20 protein-coding genes are annotated in these 16375 nt (G+C 56.0%); 16 read left to right on the forward strand and 4 right to left on the reverse strand.

Annotation, left to right across the window (positions count from 1 at the left end; translation table 11 throughout):
• Positions 1 to 2: 2 nt before the first annotated feature.
• The 12 genes from MKMG_RS01675 (at position 3) to hisB (ending at position 9568) form a co-directional block, all read left to right on the forward strand.
• Positions 3 to 518, forward strand: a complete 516-nt coding sequence (locus MKMG_RS01675) for a FumA C-terminus/TtdB family hydratase beta subunit (RefSeq protein WP_165074809.1) — start codon at positions 3 to 5, stop codon at positions 516 to 518.
• Positions 519 to 602: 84 nt separating this feature from the next.
• Entirely contained in the window at positions 603 to 875 is a 273-nt protein-coding gene (locus MKMG_RS01680; RefSeq protein WP_165074811.1) for a ferredoxin family protein, read from the forward strand.
• Positions 872 to 1975 carry a 2-oxoacid:acceptor oxidoreductase subunit alpha gene (locus tag MKMG_RS01685; RefSeq protein ID WP_165074813.1) on the forward strand — a complete coding sequence of 368 codons (1104 nt, stop codon included), beginning with the start codon at positions 872 to 874 and terminating at the stop codon, positions 1973 to 1975. The genes MKMG_RS01680 and MKMG_RS01685 overlap by 4 nt, the downstream gene beginning before the upstream one ends.
• Positions 1972 to 2769, forward strand: coding sequence for a thiamine pyrophosphate-dependent enzyme (locus MKMG_RS01690; protein WP_165074815.1), 798 nt, complete (start codon positions 1972 to 1974; stop codon positions 2767 to 2769). Before MKMG_RS01685 ends, MKMG_RS01690 begins: the two co-directional genes overlap by 4 nt.
• Positions 2766 to 3296, forward strand: coding sequence for a 2-oxoacid:ferredoxin oxidoreductase subunit gamma (locus MKMG_RS01695; RefSeq protein WP_165074817.1), 531 nt, complete (start codon positions 2766 to 2768; stop codon positions 3294 to 3296). The genes MKMG_RS01690 and MKMG_RS01695 overlap by 4 nt, the downstream gene beginning before the upstream one ends.
• Positions 3297 to 3307: 11 nt before the next feature.
• Positions 3308 to 4396: a succinate--CoA ligase subunit beta gene (locus tag MKMG_RS01700; protein WP_165074819.1), complete on the forward strand. Its 1089-nt coding sequence runs from the start codon at positions 3308 to 3310 to the stop codon at positions 4394 to 4396.
• The gene (gene sucD / locus MKMG_RS01705) at positions 4393 to 5259 is read left to right on the forward strand and encodes a succinate--CoA ligase subunit alpha (RefSeq protein WP_165074821.1); all 867 of its coding nucleotides are present in this window, start codon (positions 4393 to 4395) and stop codon (positions 5257 to 5259) included. Before MKMG_RS01700 ends, sucD begins: the two co-directional genes overlap by 4 nt.
• A complete protein-coding gene (locus MKMG_RS01710; protein WP_165074823.1) occupies positions 5256 to 6050 on the forward strand; it encodes a diadenylate cyclase in 795 nt (264 codons plus the stop codon). Before sucD ends, MKMG_RS01710 begins: the two co-directional genes overlap by 4 nt.
• 105 nt (positions 6051 to 6155) lie before the next feature.
• Positions 6156 to 7364, forward strand: a complete 1209-nt coding sequence (locus tag MKMG_RS01715; RefSeq protein WP_165074825.1) for a methionine adenosyltransferase — start codon at positions 6156 to 6158, stop codon at positions 7362 to 7364.
• Positions 7365 to 7390: 26 nt separating this feature from the next.
• Positions 7391 to 8269, forward strand: a complete 879-nt coding sequence (hisG, locus tag MKMG_RS01720) for an ATP phosphoribosyltransferase (RefSeq protein ID WP_165074827.1) — start codon at positions 7391 to 7393, stop codon at positions 8267 to 8269.
• 7 nt (positions 8270 to 8276) lie between these two features.
• A complete protein-coding gene (gene hisA / locus MKMG_RS01725; RefSeq protein ID WP_165074829.1) occupies positions 8277 to 8990 on the forward strand; it encodes a 1-(5-phosphoribosyl)-5-[(5-phosphoribosylamino)methylideneamino]imidazole-4-carboxamide isomerase in 714 nt (237 codons plus the stop codon).
• Complete coding sequence (gene hisB / locus MKMG_RS01730; protein WP_165074831.1) at positions 8987 to 9568, forward strand: imidazoleglycerol-phosphate dehydratase HisB; 582 nt, start codon at positions 8987 to 8989, stop codon at positions 9566 to 9568. Before hisA ends, hisB begins: the two co-directional genes overlap by 4 nt.
• Before the next feature lie 33 nt (positions 9569 to 9601).
• Here hisB and MKMG_RS01735 read toward each other — a convergent pair whose 3' ends face one another.
• The 3 genes from MKMG_RS01735 to MKMG_RS01745 all read right to left on the reverse strand — a co-directional run bounded on the left by MKMG_RS01735 (position 9602) and on the right by MKMG_RS01745 (position 11766).
• Positions 9602 to 9817: a histone family protein gene (locus MKMG_RS01735; RefSeq protein ID WP_165074833.1), complete on the reverse strand. Its 216-nt coding sequence runs from the start codon at positions 9815 to 9817 to the stop codon at positions 9602 to 9604.
• A 195-nt stretch (positions 9818 to 10012) separates the two neighbouring features.
• A complete protein-coding gene (mtxX, locus tag MKMG_RS01740; RefSeq protein ID WP_254059043.1) occupies positions 10013 to 10756 on the reverse strand; it encodes a methanogenesis marker protein Mmp4/MtxX in 744 nt (247 codons plus the stop codon).
• A 14-nt stretch (positions 10757 to 10770) separates the two neighbouring features.
• Positions 10771 to 11766 carry a methanogenesis marker 2 protein gene (locus MKMG_RS01745; protein ID WP_165074900.1) on the reverse strand — a complete coding sequence of 332 codons (996 nt, stop codon included), beginning with the start codon at positions 11764 to 11766 and terminating at the stop codon, positions 10771 to 10773.
• Between the two features lie 219 nt (positions 11767 to 11985).
• On the opposite strand from MKMG_RS01745, the gene MKMG_RS01750 reads away from it, so the two are divergent.
• Positions 11986 to 13413: a replication factor C large subunit gene (locus MKMG_RS01750; protein WP_165074835.1), complete on the forward strand. Its 1428-nt coding sequence runs from the start codon at positions 11986 to 11988 to the stop codon at positions 13411 to 13413.
• Here MKMG_RS01750 and MKMG_RS01755 read toward each other — a convergent pair.
• The gene (locus MKMG_RS01755; RefSeq protein ID WP_165074837.1) at positions 13410 to 13811 is read right to left on the reverse strand and encodes a UPF0146 family protein; all 402 of its coding nucleotides are present in this window, start codon (positions 13809 to 13811) and stop codon (positions 13410 to 13412) included. The two genes, MKMG_RS01750 and MKMG_RS01755, sit on opposite strands and share 4 nt — an antisense overlap.
• Positions 13812 to 13828: 17 nt before the next feature.
• Here MKMG_RS01755 and MKMG_RS01760 point away from each other — a divergent pair, with 17 nt between their 5' ends.
• From MKMG_RS01760 to MKMG_RS01770, 3 genes are all read left to right on the forward strand, one after another.
• Positions 13829 to 14371, forward strand: a complete 543-nt coding sequence (locus MKMG_RS01760) for an archaemetzincin family Zn-dependent metalloprotease (RefSeq protein ID WP_165074839.1) — start codon at positions 13829 to 13831, stop codon at positions 14369 to 14371.
• 110 nt (positions 14372 to 14481) lie between these two features.
• Positions 14482 to 15027: a universal stress protein gene (locus tag MKMG_RS01765; protein WP_165074841.1), complete on the forward strand. Its 546-nt coding sequence runs from the start codon at positions 14482 to 14484 to the stop codon at positions 15025 to 15027.
• Positions 15028 to 15038: 11 nt separating this feature from the next.
• Positions 15039 to 16367, forward strand: coding sequence for an SLC13 family permease (locus MKMG_RS01770; RefSeq protein WP_165074843.1), 1329 nt, complete (start codon positions 15039 to 15041; stop codon positions 16365 to 16367).
• Positions 16368 to 16375: the final 8 nt, after the last annotated feature.

A 16375-nucleotide genomic window follows, 5' to 3' on the forward strand; every position in this document is an offset into this window, starting at 1 on the left:
CCCTGGGAGACGAGGTCCTCAGCCTCAGGGCAGGCGAGCGGGTCAGCCTCTCGGGGATGATATACACCGCCCGCGATGAGGCCCATCTCCGCATGATGGAAGAAGGCATTCCCTTTGACCCCGAAGGAGCCGCTGTCTACCACTGCGGGCCGGTGGTAAAGAATAACCGGATCATCGCGGCAGGCCCTACCACCAGCGCACGGATGAACGAACTCTCCGGGTTTCTGTTGGATGCGGGTGTGCGGGCGCTCATCGGCAAAGGCGGCATGGGTGACACCGTGCGGGAGGCGCTGCGGGGCAGGGGTGTATATCTCGCCTTCACCGGCGGTTGTGCGGCCCTTGCGGCGTCACGCATGACCCTGAAGGGAGTCTTCTTCGAAGATTTGGGAATGCCGGAGGCCGTCTGGGCCATTGAGTGCAGAGACCTCCCCCTGACCGTTGCAATCGATGCAGAGGGAAATGACCTCTTCTTTGACGTCCACCGCAGAGCAGAGAAAAGATTTGACAAAATGTTCTGATATCTCCCATATTTGGGTAATCAGATGAAACTGTCGATACCTTTAGTAAATGATCGGAACAATAATATTAGCAGGACGTGCCGGATGAAACTGAAAATCGATGAACGGCGGTGCAAGGGCTGTAACCTCTGCACCATCGTCTGCCCATATAATATATTTCAGGAAGGCAGGAAACTCAATGAACGGGGCATCATTGTCCCGGTTCTTGACCGGCCCGAACGCTGCACCAACTGCCGCCTGCGACACCTCTACGGCAGGCAGTTATGCGGTGCATGCCAGATGATCTGTCCCGACCAGGCCATCTACTGGGTTGAAGAAGACCCCTATTCTGAAGAAAGCGTGGTGATTGAGTTTTGAGCAAAATTGAGTTCATGCAGGGAAACAGGGCATGCTGTGAGGGAGCCCTTGCCGCCGGATGTGATTTCTTCGGGGGGTATCCCATCACCCCTTCCACCGAGATTGCAGAGATGATGGCGCTAAAACTCCCGAAGGCGGGAGGCACCTTCATACAGATGGAGGACGAGATCGCGAGTATGGGAGCCATCATCGGTGCGTCGTGGACCGGTGCCCGTTCCATGACCGCCACATCAGGCCCGGGATTCTCGCTCATGATGGAGAACATCGGCTATGCGGTGATGACAGAGACTCCCTGTGTCGTCGTCAACATCCAGCGTGGCGGCCCTTCAACCGGCCAGCCGACGATGTCCGCACAGGGGGACATGATGCAGTGCCGGTTCGGCCCACACGGAGATGTGGCAACGATTGCCGTTGTGCCTTCAACCGTGCAGGAGATGTATGAACTGACAGCAAAGGCATTCAATCTCGCCGACCGGTTCCGTGTCCCCACCTTTGTGATGTCGGATGAGACCATCGGGCATATGCGTGAGAAGATCGTCATACCCGAGAAGGTCGATATCGTGCCAAGAAAACCGCTCCTCAAAGGAAAACTTCCCTTCGAGGCGGATGAAGACGGCGTTCCCGGGTTTGCAGAGTTCGGGAGAGGCCACCGGGTGCATGTCACCGGCCTCACCCATGACGAGCGCGGGTATCCGGATACAACAGACCCGGAAGTCCACGAAAAACTGGTGAAACGCCTCTACAACAAGGTGGAGTCAAAACGCCACGAGATAGCTGATTATGATGCCGTCAATACCGATGCAGAGACTGTCTTTATCACCTACGGGCCGTGTAGCCGCACGGTCCGGCAGGTGCTGCACGACCACCCGGACGAGTGTATCGGCCACCTCAACCTGCGCATCGTCTGGCCCTTCCCGGAGGAGACGCTGAAGATTTTTGCCAATGCAAAGACCTTCATCGTACCGGAACTGAATCTCGGCCAGATGGTACGTGAAATCGCCCGGCACACGACCGGTGAAGAGGTGCTCTCCATGCCAAAGATTGGCGGGCACATTCACACACCCGCAGAACTCTATGCCGCAGTGGAGGCCAGAAAATGACCACCCGCGTCTTTGAGAAGTGGTACCGCGAAGACCGGCTGCCGCATATCTTCTGCACCGGCTGTGGCAACGGCACCGTGATGAACTGTGCCATCAAGGCGGTAGAGGAGATGCACTGGGAGATAGACGACACCATATTTGTCTCCGGTATCGGCTGCTCCTCCCGTGCACCGGGGTATATGTCCACCGACTCCCTGCACACCACCCACGGCAGGGCACTTACATTTGCGACCGGCGTGAAGATGGCCAACCCCGATCTCAATGTGGTCGTCTTCACCGGTGACGGAGATGCCTCTGCCATCGGCGGCAACCATTTCATTCATGCCTGCCGGAGAAATATCGACATGACCGTCATCTGCATGAACAATATGATCTATGGCATGACCGGCGGACAGGGGAGTCCCTGCACTCCGGTCGGCAAGATATCCACCACCACCCCTTACGGGGCTACCGAGCCGGTCTTTGATCTCGCAGAACTTGCTGTTGCAGCCGGTGCAAACCATGTGGCCAGGTGGACTTCCTACCACACAAAAGAACTCACCAGGGCCATCGAGACAGGCCTTGCCACCGAAGGCCTCTCATTTATCGAGGCGATGGTGCAGTGCCCGACCGCATACGGCAGGAGAAACAAATTCCGCAAGGCGACAGACCAGGTGGAGTGGATGCGGACGCATGCCATCCTCCTCCAGAAGGTCCGCCGGCTGGAAGAGGAAGGAAAACCCATACCCGAAGAGCACTTTGCAGTCGGGGAATTCGTCCACCGGCAGCGCCCGGCAATGGGGGTGCGCCGATGAGGCATGAAGTCATCTTCTCCGGATTCGGTGGACAGGGAGTCATACTCTCTGCAGTGATTCTCGGGCGTGCGGCGGCCCTCTACGGCAACAAATACGCGGTCCAGACGCAGGTCTACGGGCCGGAGGCACGGGGCGGTGCATCGATGAGCGCCGTTGTCATTGACGATGAACCGATACTCTACCCCAAGGTCGCCTCCCCTGATATCTATGTGATCATGTCCCAGCAGGGATTCGAGAAGTACGGGGCAGCTGCACCCAAAGATGCTCTCATGCTGGTGGACTCAGAACTGGTCCATTCGCGGCCGCAGTGCGCCTGCACTGAAATCCCGGCAACAACGGAGGCAAAGGAGACCCTGGGCCGGGTCATCGTTGCAAATATTATCATGCTCGGTGCACTGGTCACGGCCACCGGTCTGGTCTCCGAGGATGCCATCAAGCGGGCAGTCCTTGACAGTGTGCCAAAGGGGACCGAGGATCTGAACCTCAAAGCCCTTCACCTCGGATTTGAACTTGGAAGAAATACGTGAGGAACTAACGGATGAAACTCCTTGAATTTGAAGCAAAAGAGATATTCAACAGATATGGCATCCCGATCCCCGAGGGCGTGGTAATCAACAGCCCGGATGAACTCAGTGGTCAGCTGAACAAATTTTCCGACGAAGTCGTGGTCAAATCACAGGTGGACGTGGGCGGACGGGGAAAGGCGGGCGGCATCATCATCACAACGAAGGCGGACGCAGTGGAGGCTGCCAGGCATCTCTTTTCCCTCCCCATCAAAGGCCTCATCCCGAAGGCCATACTTGTCGAGGAGAAGCTGCCGATTGAACACGAATACTACGTGAGCATCACCATCGACCGGACGACACGCCAGCCCATGATCCTCTTTGCAGAGACCGGCGGTGTCGACATCGAGGAGACGGCCCGGACCCGGCCTGAAGCCCTCCGGCGTGCCGGATTCTCACCACTGCTCCCGGACGTGCCGGGATACCTGATGCGCCGGATCTTAGGGACCGCCCCGAAAACACTCGGACCGGTCATCAACAACCTCTACAAGGCATTCTCTGCATCGGACGCCCTGCTCGCCGAGATAAACCCCCTCGTGACGACCCCGAAGGGCGTCTTTGCGGCAGACGCAAAACTCATCATCGACGACAATGCCCTGATACGCCAGGGCATCACGGCAAACCGCGACCTGACCCCCCGTGAACGCGAGGCAGAGGAGAACGGCTTCTCATATGTCGAACTCGACGGCTCCATCGGTGTCATCGGAAACGGTGCGGGCCTGACGATGTCCACCCTTGACCTCATTGCGCACTACGACGGCAAAGCGGCAAACTTCCTCGACGTAGGCGGCGGCGCCGGGCGTGAACGTGTCATGAAGGCCGTCCGCCTGGTGGCAGGCATGCCGGATGTAAAGGTCATCGTCGTCAACCTCCTCGGGGGCATCACCCGGTGCGACGAGGTGGCAAAAGGCATCATCGACGCGGGCATTGACCAGCATGTCATCACCCGCCTTGCAGGGACAAACGAAGACGAAGGCAAAGCACTGCTGGCAGAGAACGGCTACCAGATGCTTGAGACCATGGAAGCAGTCGTGAAACAGGCAGTGAAGGAGGCAGCAGCATGATATACGGCGACCATAACACCGGCATCATTGTCCAGGGGGCAACTGGCAATCAGGGTGCATTCCACATCAACCTCATGAACCAGTATGCACGGGAGACAGGCGGCCGCGGTGTGGTGGCAGGCGTCACCCCCGGCAAAGGCGGCCGGGACGTGCACGGCGTCCCTGTATATGACAGCGTGCGTGAGGCAATGGCAGAGCATGATGCGACCACATCGGTGCTGTTTGTACCCGGATTTGCCGCAGGCGACTCCATCATGGAGGCAGCCGATGCAGGGCTTGAACTGGTGGTCGCAATCACCGAAGGCATACCGGTGCACGACACCATGCGGGCCCTTGCCTTTGCCAGGATGGAGGGCTGCACGGTCATCGGCCCGAACTGCCCCGGCATTCTCTCTCCCGGCGAGCTGAAACTGGGCATCATGCCCCCGCATCTCGCCACACCCGGAGAGGTGGGCATCATTTCACGCAGCGGAACCCTCACCTACGAGGTCATCAACGAACTCACACGGGCCGGTATCGGGCAGTCAACCGTCGTCGGCATCGGCGGCGACCCGGTCATCGGCCAGACCTTCACCGAGGTGCTGGAACGGTTTGAATCCGACCCGCAGACAAAGGCCGTTGTGCTGATAGGAGAGGTGGGCGGAAACCTCGAGGAGGAGGGGGCGAACTCAACCGACCTCCCCCTCGTCACCTACATCGCGGGTATCTCCGCACCGCCGGAGAAACGGATGGGCCACGCGGGCGCCATCATTGAAGGCGGCGAGGGCGATGCGGTATCAAAGATTGCACGTCTCAGACGCCTGGGCATCCCGGTTGCAGAGAAACCCTCCGATATCCCGGCGCTGGTGCGGGAGCTCGTATGATCCAGACGATGCTGAATGCAGCCGCGGCACTTGCAAAAGAGGTCGGTGCAAAGGCAATCGTCTCATTTATTGAACCGGTGGATTTCACCTGCGACATTCCGGTGATATGGGTGCAGGACATGCAGCTTGATGTCCTGCGTGACCTCACGATGCATGACATCCTGGAGGTATCTGAGCGCCACCTGCACGATGCAGCCGTCCAGATCTACATCTCCCAGAAGTATGAATCCGGCACAGTCATCGGTGTCTTCCCGTACGCCATCTTGGTCTATGACATTAACAAGGGCAAGGAGTTCATCAGCGTCCAGGAGTTTGACGACCTGGTACCACGGGGCGTGATGACGGCTGTCCTCCAGCTGGCCCTTGAGATTGCAGTCGAGGGGCGGGAAGGCCATTCCATTGGCACCGCCTTCATCATCGGCAATATAGAGGAAATTCTCAGCCACTCCCACTCGGCCATCATCAACCCCTATCAGGGACACAGAAAAGAGGTGCGTGACATCACCGACCGGAGCAACTGGGAGAGTGTAAAGGAATTTGCCCAGTTAGACGGCGTCTTTGTGGTGGACACCACGGGGTCCATCCAGTCGGCCGGCCGGTATATCGATGTCAGAGGAGACGAACTGAGCCTCCCCCCCGGCATGGGCGGCAGGCACCGGGCAACAGCATCCCTTACCCGCATCATCCCTGCGGTGGGAGTCACCATATCAGAGAGCGGCGGTATGGTACGGGTATTTCGGAACGGTGAATGCTGGCTCACGGTCCGGTCTGATCTCAGGATTAAAAACTGAACCTTTTTTGACGGAAAATTACCCGGGGTTATTTTTTATCCCAAAGGAAATTCTTATGTCTCAATGAATCCACTTTTTAATTATCTAAGGAGTTCGTGAATATCAATGGGACGAAATATTGCGGTTGAGACGCTCAGCGAGACGCCACTGAACAGACAGAGACTGGAACTTGCAGAACGCAAATGTATCGGCCACCCGGACAGCCTTGCAGACGGTATCGCAGAGGCCGTCTCACAGGCCCTATCACGGGCATACCTGGACGAATGCGGTGCAGTGCTTCACCACAACACCGACCAGGGCGAGATCGTGGCAGGCGAGTCACTCCCGAAATTCGGCGGCGGTGTCATCACCCGGCCCATGTATGTGCTGTTAACCGGGCGTGCCACAAAGACCTTCGACGGCGTGACCATCCCCACCGATGCCATTGCTCTCGATGCTGCACGCAATTATCTCACCGATACACTGGAATACCTGAACATGAACCGGGAGGTCATTGTTGACTGCCGTATGGGAACCGGGTCGTCTGATCTCCGGGATGTCTTCCGTGCCTGTGAGAAAAAACACCTTCCGCATGCCAACGACACATCATTTGGTGTGGGGCATGCACCATTCTCTGACCTTGAGAATGTGATCCTTGCCGTCAGCAACCACCTCGACGGCGTATACCGCCCGAAAAACCCAATCATCGGGACAGATATCAAAATAATGGGCCTGCGCCAGAATGAAGATATATCCCTCACCCTCTGTGTGCCGATGGTTGACCGGTTCTGTGCTGACTTAAACGACTACAAGGAGGCAGTCATCAGGGTCGGCGAAGAGGTGCAGCGGGTCGCCTCCGGTGTCACCAGCCGCCGGGTGCGTGTGGACATCAACACCGGCGACAACTACGAGAAGGAAGGGGCCATCTTCCTGACCGTGACCGGTACCTCTGCTGAGATGGGAGACGACGGGTCTGTCGGCCGGGGCAACCGTGCAAACGGCCTGATCACCCCCCACCGCCCGATGAGCATGGAAGCCACCAGCGGAAAGAACCCGATAAACCATATCGGTAAGATATACAACCTCCTCTCCACCGAACTGGCCCAGCAGTGTGCACGGGAGTTTGACGGCATCGAAGACCTCTACATCAGACTGCTCTCCCAGATCGGACGGCCGATTGACCAGCCGCTCATCGCAGGCGCACAGTTTGTGGCAGCAGACGGGGCGGATATTGCCGCCATCAGCCGTGGTATCGAGGAAATAATGGATGCAGGTCTTGCAGACATCACCTCGGTCACCGAGCGGGTCATCCGCGGAGAGATGAAGACCTTCTGAACACCCATATAACGGAACACAAACATATGACAGACGAGACACAAGAGCGGATACGGCTGGCAATCCCGAACAAAGGCCGCATATCAGACCCGATTATTGACCTTCTGGAGAAAGGAGGACTCCATCTCCACAGTTCATCCAGCCGCAAGCTCATCGCACCGACATGTGACCCGGCTGTCGAGGTGCTCTTTGCCCGGCCGATAGACATTCCCGAATACGTGGCAAACGGCGCCGCAGACCTTGGGATTACCGGGCGCGACATGGTCCGTGAACGCGGAACAGCGGTCACCGAGATACTGGACATGAAGATGGGCAGTGCGACGCTTGTGCTTGCGGTACCGGAGGAGTCAGGTATCAGGACAGCTGAAGAACTGGCAGGCAGACGCATTGCAACCGAATTCCCGCACACAACACAGGAGTTCTTCCGGGAACGCGGTATCGAGGTAAGTCTCTTCCCGGTCAGCGGTGCCTGCGAGGCAACGCCCTATCTCGGGGTGGCCGATGCAATTGTGGATCTGACCAGTTCAGGCACGACCCTGAAGACCAATCATCTGGTTGTAATCGAAGAGATCCTCCGTTCAACGACCATACTCATCGGGAACAATGAGGCAATGCAGCAGAGACGGGGGAAGATCGATGAGATCACGCTTGCCCTGGAGAGCGTCATATCGGCCCGAGGCAAGTGTTACCTGATGATGAATGTGCAGCGTGACTCACTCAGTGAAGTGCGCGGAGTGCTGCCCGGTCTGGGCGGGCCGACGGTGATGGACATCGCATCGGACGAGAGTCTCGTCGCCGTCCATGCGGTGGTTGATGAAGAACGGGTCTACCAGCTCATCACCCGTCTGCGCAATGCAGGTGCACGGGACATTCTCGTCATGCCAATTGACCGGCTCATCCGGTGAGGAGACGATGAAGGTATTTCCCGCAGTAGATATACTGGACGGCACCTGTGTGCAACTGGTGCAGGGCGACCGGAAGAACAGCGTTGCCTATGGTGACCCGGTATTGCGTGCAGAGGAGTGGCTGCAGCAGGGCGCTGATGCCCTGCATGTGATCAACCTGGACGGAGCCTTCGGTGCCGCAGATAAAAACGTCGGTCTCATCAAGGAGATCATCCGTTCCACCGGCGCTGAGATACAGCTGGGCGGCGGCATCCGGAGCACGGCGGATGCGGCAGGCTGGCTGGACGCCGGTGTCACACGCGTCATCATCGGCACACTGGCCGCAGACCGCCCTGAGGCGATCACCGATATCGCAGACGCATACGGCAAAGAGGCAGTGATGGCAGGTGTGGATGCCCGTGGCGGCAAAGTGGTCGTTCACGGCTGGGAGGAGACGGCAGGCGACTTCATCACCATGGCCCGTGCCTTTGAGGAACGGGGTGCAGGTGCCCTGCTCTTCACCAATGTCGATGTGGAGGGCCTCTGCAACGGCATCGCAGAAGAACCGGTGCGGCGCCTGAGAGAGGCCGTCCGCATACCGGTTGTCGCCTCAGGAGGCATCACAACGCCGCAGGATGTCCATATCATGCGAGAGATAGGTGTAGAGGGCATAGTACTCGGTTCAGCCCTGTACAGGGGCACCATCACCCTGAAAGAAGCAATCGAAGAGGCAGAGAGATGAGACAGGCAGAAGTAACGCGAAAGACAAACGAGACGGCAATCTCTGTGACGGTGGACCTGGATACCGAGGACAACATTGCAGTGGATACCGGCATACCGTTCCTTGACCACATGCTTGAATCCTGTGCACGCCACGGCAGGTTCAGCCTGATGGTGAAGGCGGTTGGAGACCTGGAGATTGACTGCCACCACACCATCGAGGATACGGCAATTGTCCTCGGGGATGCTCTGGCAAAAGCGCTGGGTGAGAAACGGGGCATCAGGCGGTTTGCACACATGGCAGTGCCCATGGATGAGGCAATCGCGGTGGTGACCCTGGACCTCGGAGGCCGTGGCTATCTGGTGTATGAAGCCACATTCTCACCAAACGGGTTTGGAGCAATTCCCGCAGACATCTTTGAGCACTTCTTCTACACACTCTGTATCCACGCAGGCATCACTGCACACATGAACGCCACCGGCAGAAACGATCACCACATCTGTGAAGCACTCTTCAAGACATTCGGTGTCGCATTATCACAGGCGGCGGCAGTAACTCCCGGACATAACGGGATACCAAGTACAAAAGGAATAATCTGAAATTTTACTTTTTTTTGAAAAAGAAAGGATGTATTATGCGTTCATTTCATTGACCGCAAGGTCTACATCTTCTTTCTTGATCGTCTTCCGGCCAGCGTGCTTGGCATACTTGCTTGCTTCTCTGGTCAGCTCAGCAATGTACTCCTGGGCAGCATCTGCGATTGCCTGTGCGGCATCGCTGCCAACTCTCTCAGCGCCGTTGTTTTTTGCAATCCTCACGACTGCAGCGATAGGTAGATCATTCGCCATATTTATTGCACCTCAGAAAGAAAATCGGCAAGTTAATATATAAACCTTATGGCGATTCGGGGTAATCTGCCTTGTAAAATCCACAATAAGGAGTATTCACGGTGTATTTCACACACCATGAGCAAATCGGAGAGGGATTTAAAAAAACGCAAAAATGGAGATGTAATCGATATTTGATTGTGCAACAACCAGTATTTATTTTTTAAACAACGAATTGGCAATGAATACTGAATTCGAATAATCTGACGAGGCGCGCGAAGTATCGACAAAAATCCGGTCGATATTTACCACCGGAGCACCATGGGCAATTCCCCCTCCAAGGAGGCATAATGTACGAAAAATAAGGTTTCCCGATATACCGTCCGGGGCGATGATAACACCGTGGGAACGGACGGCATTCTCAATCAGAATCTCTGCATGGTCACAACCTGTACGGGCAGCCACCAGCTCTGCATCCGCAATGGTCCTGTCCACCACCGGATGGCGCCCCAGATCACCGAGACGCCCTCCGGAGAGTACCGCCGCACGGTCTGTCACACCAAAGGCAGGTGCCATCCTCCGTGCCTGTACGAGCAGTGAAATCTTCTCGTCAACGGTCCATCCCTCATCCACCCCGACCGGTGCCAGCAGAAACCGTATTCCCTCTGCTGTCTCAAGAAAGGCAACCCGTTCCAGACGGGAGACGCCCGCCACCCGTTTCAGTGCGGAAAGCGTTGAACTGGAGGGCAGACTGCCGCGTATCGCTGCGTCGATGTCACCGGAGAAGAGCGCCTGCACCAGTGCCTCTTCCGGCACAGGCTCATACACGGCATCGAAACCTGAAAAGGTATCCCGGTTATCAGGATGCGTAAAACAGCGGAGTGGAATTGCTCCTGAACACCTCTCCATGGTCGCCCGGACAGATTCCGGGTTCGTCCCGGCACCAATCCCAATTACCACCGGCCGAACCCTCCCTAATCGTCCCTGGGAAGCCCCATGATCCCCTGTTCATTCAGGTCAAAGACCATGGTCTCAGTGTCACAGTGGCGTATGATCAGTCTCTCTGAATCGGTCACCACACCGATATCCGCTGCGGCCATACCGACACCGGTAAAGAGCTTTAGAACGGTGTCCACTGAACCGGCAGGCACGGTGACAACAAAGCCCATGCCCGGATACATGCGCACCCAGTGTTCAAAGGTGAGGCCGAGTGCATCAAGGTCAGGCCGCGGAATATCCTCAAGGCAGACGACAGCGCCCTTCCTGCTGCTCTCAAGCAGCATGCCGAGCGTGCCGATGACGCCGGGGTTGCTGATGTCCTTACCAGCACTCACCAGTCTCTCTTCGCCGAGGGTGCGCATCACCCTGATCTGTGCACGCACCTCTTCTGCCGTCCGGAGGGTGGCGGAATCCCAGTTCATGGCACAGGACGGATGTATACGTCCATGAAGATCGATCGCTGCGACTATCCGGTCGCCCACCTCTGCGGTATGAGAAAATATTGCATATTCAGGGTCAACGCTACCAAGGATTGCGACATCAATGACATTCATCTCCGCATCCGGATGAAGGTGTCCTCCCACCACAGGGACACAGAATTTAGCAGATGCCTCATACATCCCTCTCAGCACTTCATGGCATACCTTTGCATCTTTGACAGACAGAATATCCACTATGGCAAGGGGTGTGCCCCCCATCGCAGCAATATCGTGGACATTAACAAGCACTGCACAAAAACCTGCCCAGTATGGATCTGCATCCAGAAGACGGCTCCATATGCCGTCGGCTGCCAGAAGAAGGCCGGTATCTCCGTTCTGTATTAGTGCCGCGTCATCCCCGAAGGAGACCGGCACGTTTGGTGTTACAAGACGGAGCGATTTGATTACTTCTCCGATTGCACGTTTGCGTGTGACGCCATCATAATCGCGTACCGCTTTTGCAATCTCGTCTGTGGAACATTCTACCACAATTTACACCATCTTCGATCAAAATATCAGCGTTCAGTTTAGTTAATAATATGCATATTTCTCCCGGATAACGGTGCAATGGCGGGCCCGGCACCCCGCTGCGGATACACTGCGTTCACTCCCAAAAACGGCTACCGCAGCAACACAGATGAAGACAAATTTCCCGGGCACTTCCAACCATTACCACTGCATTTTTCACCATTCAGGCACAGAGAATTATCCATGGACTGGGCTGCACACTACAGACCACAGCGTCTGCAGGATATCATCGGCAACGGCCAGGCAATCCGCCAGATCGCTGAGTGGGGACGAACCTGGCATACCGGCACGAGGCCGCTCATCCTCTACGGAAAACCTGGAATCGGAAAGACGACCGCAGCCCATGCGTTCGCCCGCGACATGCAATGGGACATCATCGAACTCAACGCGAGTGACCAGCGCACAAAGGGAGTAATAGAGAGAGTAGCAGGTGCAGGCAGCACCACAGCAAGCCTTACCGGCACCGGGCGGCGCCTCATCATCTTTGACGAGGCGGACAATATCCACGGCAATGCCGACCGCGGCGGGGCACGTGCCATAGCAGACGTCATCCGTTCGTCCCGTCAGCCCATCATCCTCATTGCAAACGACCTCTACGGCCTCGACCCGTCTATACGCGGCCTCTGTGACACGGTTCCGTTTCGGGCCATCATGGCAAAGACGATCATCTCCCATCTGCGCTATATCTGCGCAGCAGAAGGTGTGGACTGCGACCCTGCGGCATTGCAGCATATCGCAGATAATTCAGGGGGGGACATGCGTTCCGCCATCAACAGTCTCCAGGCCGCTGCCATCGGCACCGACCATGTGGGCAGCCATGATGTGCACACATCACAGAAAGACGAACGTACATCAATATTTGAACTCATCACAGCCATTCACTCCGGTGCTGACGATGACAGACTGCTGCGCTATGCACGTGAGGTGGACGACACCCCCGACACCATCGAACAGTGGATCGGGGAGTCGGTGACCGCAGTGAAGGGCACCGGGGAGAAGGCGTATGCCTACCGGACGCTTGCCGCAGCAGACCGCTTCATCGGCCGCACCTACCGCCGCCAGTATTATACACTCTGGAAATATGCATCCGCCCTGATGGTCATGGGGCCTGCAGAGGCGGCAGGAGGAAAGGGCATACATGCACGCATCATGCCGCCCGCCCGCTGGCGCAGGATGAGCACCGGAAGAAAACAGAAGACACTCAGGAGCGGCATCATGGGAAAACTCGGGGAAAATTACCATATTCCCGGTAACGCATTGCGCGAGGATTTTTTCACGCCCATCACAAAACTCATCGAGGCAGACCCGGAAGACTACGCCCGTCTTTTGCACTTTGATAAAGACGAACTGGAATTCTTTATCGGCGATAAGAAGAAGGCTGCCGGGATCATCAAAGACCTCGCAAAAGAGCGGCGTGAAGAAGAGCGGGGGTATACAAAGAAAAAGCTGAAAAAGGGGCAGAAGGCAGTGCCTGAAGTGCAGAAAGAGGTGCCTCGTCTCCCCCCGGAACCAGTGGAGCCTCCCAAAGCAACACCGGAGGCGCCGGAACCCGCTGCCGAACCCGAACCCATCCCTGACCGCTCACAGAAGACCTTATTTGACGGGTTTTAGATGCGGGTATAATACTGGTGGAGCACGACCCCGCAGTCAATGATGCGGCCGCCGCGCTCATATATCTCATCTCCCAGGTGATAGATGATGCAGTCTGCATTCACCGAGCGTGCAAGCGCGATGATGCAGGGAACCATCTCAATCCCCGGCCGGACCGCATAGATGAGTGCAGTGCCACGGTAGCACGCGGTATCAGGTGAACAGACGTCATCCAGAAGAAAGGGAATCCCCTCCGGCGGCTGCTGCGGAAGGATGTCGGTTGTTTTGACCGTCACCCCGGCACGGGCGAGGGCATCTGCCACACTGAAATTTCTGCCGACCCCAACTTCTGTGGCAGACTGGTAATTCCCGATGATATAACGGGAAAAATGCTCTTCAATATGCTTATAGCCCCCCATTGACAATGTTATTTCGGATGAGTTTCCTTATATTTTGGGATTCAACGTCACCGGAGGGTCTTCAGATCCCTGTGGCACAGGCAATCGGGGCAATTCTGGGTACAGACGTTGACCTCCGGGAAAATCCGGTCATGCTGCGTGGCTTTGACGGCGCACGCGGCCAGTATAACGCATCAAAAATACTTGGTGGCATGCAGGACATCTATACCCGGCAGCATGGCATCGGGGACTACATCCTCATTGTCGCCGGAAAAGACCTCTATATTCCGGGGCGCGATTTTGTCTTTGGCCTGGCCCGCCCGTCAGTGCGTGCAGGCATCATCTCGACGACCCGCCTCGATAACCGCTATTACCAGCGGAAGAGTGACATGTATGACACCATTGACCGTGTGGTAAAGGAAGGCACCCACGAATTCTGCCATATGCTCGGCCTTGACCACTGCAGAAACAGCGAATGCATCATGTTCTGCCCGACAACTCTGGACGAACTGGACAGGAAACGCAAGACCCTCTGCCCGACATGCCAGAGGAGACTGGACGCTGCCAAGAGACATTTCTGATTGTCCACATGCTGTTGTCGCTATAGAAACAACAGATTTATTTGTTCCCGGGAAGAATTACCAATATAACCTTTCAGTTAGTCATAGTGTATTAGCAGAGGAATAGACACATGCGATATTACGAGGGCCTCATTAAGCGCAAATTCAAAGATCTGGTCGGCTCAAAATACGAGGCGATCCAGAAGGAATACAGTGAATATATTCTCACGGAAGAAGAGATGCGGCCGCACGAGATCAAAAAAATTCTGCTTCCGCTGGACTTTTCAGTCACCGAAGTGTCAGAATCCATATGCGAACTGCTTTCAGCATACGAGAACGCAACGGTCACGCTGATATTTATCACGGATGAACAGATCTCTGATATCATCAGGGCTTCCCTGGACGAGGAGGCAGGCGAGGAGTTCACCCGGAAAAAGGAGGAATACGGCACCCGCCTCCTGGATGACTATGAGCACTGCCTCACATCACGCAACATTCCCTGCATGCGGCGCATGCTTCTGGGGAACAAACAGCAGGACATACTGAAGATAGCACCTGACTTTGATATGGTCGCCATTCCGAAATGCTATGCAAGCAACCACCCTGATTCCTGTGCGGTGAGCGGAGACGCCATCCTTCTGGCCCAGTCACTGGCGCAACCGACAATTGTATTCTGAAGTGATTTACAATGCTAACAACCATACAGCTTCTTGCACTTGTCGTATTCATTGCGACATATATCCTCATCATCGATGAGCGTATCCACCGCGCCGTTGCCGCCATGGCAGGTGCTGCGGTGGTCGTATTCCTGGGGATTGTCCCCTGGGATTCGATGCTGGAGCACATCGATTTCGGCACCATATTCCTGTTGATGGGAATGATGATCATCATCAATGTGGCCCAGCAGAGCGGACTCTTTGAGTATATCGCCATACGTACCGCAAAGATGGCCAAAGGCAGCCCCATCATGGTGCTCATATTGTTCTCTATCGTGACTGCCATCGTCAGTGCCTTTCTGGACAATGTCACGACCGTACTGCTTTTGACGCCGATGCTGCTCTACATCACCAAACTGATGGACTTAAATCCTGTGCCTTTCCTCATGGCAGAGATCATTTCGTCCAACGTGGGTGGTGCCGGCACTCTCATCGGTGACCCCCCGAATATCATGATCGCTTCCTCCGCGGGTCTTTCATTCAATGAATTCATCACGATCATGGGGCCGATTGCAGCAGTCGACATGGTACTGGTGCTCATCATCTTCCTCGTCATATACGGCAGGTCGATGAAGGTGACAGAAGAAGAGAAAGAGGTCATCACAAAGACCATCAACAGTCTGGATGAGCAGGCTGCGATCACCGACAGGAAGCTCTTCAAAAAGGCAATCGCTGTCATTCTCATGGTGGTCGTCCTCTTCTTCATCCACAGTTCAATCGGCACCTACCTGCACGTGATCTTCCCGTTTGTCGACCCCTCCCTTGCCCTTGAACCGGCGGAAGTCGCCCTCATCGGCGCTGCCATCATCCTGATATGGAGCAGGGTGCAGCCGGACGAGATCTTCGAGAAGATTGAGTGGACCGCCCTCTTCTTCTTTGCAGGCCTCTTTATCATCGTGGGAGCCTTGGTGAACACCGGGATCATTGAGATGATCTCCCAGTACATGATCGGCATGGTCTCAAACCAGTTTGAGGCGATGTTTGTTATTGCCTGGTTCTCGGCCTTTGCCTCGGCAATTGTGGACAATATCCCGCTCACGGCGGCCCTCATACCCCTCATTCATGACATGAGCGCCACCATGGACGTCTATCCGCTCTGGTGGGCACTCTCACTGGGTGCGTGCATGGGTGGAAACGGAACGGCCATTGCCGCATCAGCCAACATAGTGGTGCTCGGTGTCGCAGCGCGGGAAGGAGTAACGATTACCTTCATGCAGTTCCTGAAGATAGGAATGCTCGCGCTGGTGGTCACGGTCGGAGTCGGCCTGGTGATGCTCTATGCCATGTTCGGAATGCTCTAGGAGATGGA

The organism is Methanogenium sp. MK-MG, from assembly GCF_009914725.1.
In the GTDB taxonomy this organism is placed as follows: Archaea; Halobacteriota; Methanomicrobia; order Methanomicrobiales; family Methanomicrobiaceae; genus Methanogenium.

Bases quoted from the DNA above. Each gene is read 5' to 3' on its own strand.
- hisB (WP_165074831.1), top strand. From the start codon at position 8,987: ATGAGACAGGCAGAAGTAACGCGAAAGACAAACGAGACGGCAATCTCT.
- MKMG_RS01695 (WP_165074817.1), top strand. From the start codon at position 2,766: ATGAGGCATGAAGTCATCTTCTCCGGATTCGGTGGACAGGGAGTCATA.
- MKMG_RS01750 (WP_165074835.1), top strand. From the start codon at position 11,986: ATGGACTGGGCTGCACACTACAGACCACAGCGTCTGCAGGATATCATC.
- MKMG_RS01700 (WP_165074819.1), top strand. From the start codon at position 3,308: ATGAAACTCCTTGAATTTGAAGCAAAAGAGATATTCAACAGATATGGC.
- MKMG_RS01770 (WP_165074843.1), top strand. From the start codon at position 15,039: ATGCTAACAACCATACAGCTTCTTGCACTTGTCGTATTCATTGCGACA.
- MKMG_RS01765 (WP_165074841.1), top strand. From the start codon at position 14,482: ATGCGATATTACGAGGGCCTCATTAAGCGCAAATTCAAAGATCTGGTC.
- MKMG_RS01735 (WP_165074833.1), bottom strand. From the start codon at position 9,817: ATGGCGAATGATCTACCTATCGCTGCAGTCGTGAGGATTGCAAAAAAC.
- MKMG_RS01710 (WP_165074823.1), top strand. From the start codon at position 5,256: ATGATCCAGACGATGCTGAATGCAGCCGCGGCACTTGCAAAAGAGGTC.
- sucD (WP_165074821.1), top strand. From the start codon at position 4,393: ATGATATACGGCGACCATAACACCGGCATCATTGTCCAGGGGGCAACT.
- MKMG_RS01680 (WP_165074811.1), top strand. From the start codon at position 603: ATGAAACTGAAAATCGATGAACGGCGGTGCAAGGGCTGTAACCTCTGC.
- hisA (WP_165074829.1), top strand. From the start codon at position 8,277: ATGAAGGTATTTCCCGCAGTAGATATACTGGACGGCACCTGTGTGCAA.
- MKMG_RS01755 (WP_165074837.1), bottom strand. From the start codon at position 13,811: ATGGGGGGCTATAAGCATATTGAAGAGCATTTTTCCCGTTATATCATC.
- MKMG_RS01715 (WP_165074825.1), top strand. From the start codon at position 6,156: ATGGGACGAAATATTGCGGTTGAGACGCTCAGCGAGACGCCACTGAAC.
- MKMG_RS01760 (WP_165074839.1), top strand. From the start codon at position 13,829: ATGAGTTTCCTTATATTTTGGGATTCAACGTCACCGGAGGGTCTTCAG.
- MKMG_RS01690 (WP_165074815.1), top strand. From the start codon at position 1,972: ATGACCACCCGCGTCTTTGAGAAGTGGTACCGCGAAGACCGGCTGCCG.
- hisG (WP_165074827.1), top strand. From the start codon at position 7,391: ATGACAGACGAGACACAAGAGCGGATACGGCTGGCAATCCCGAACAAA.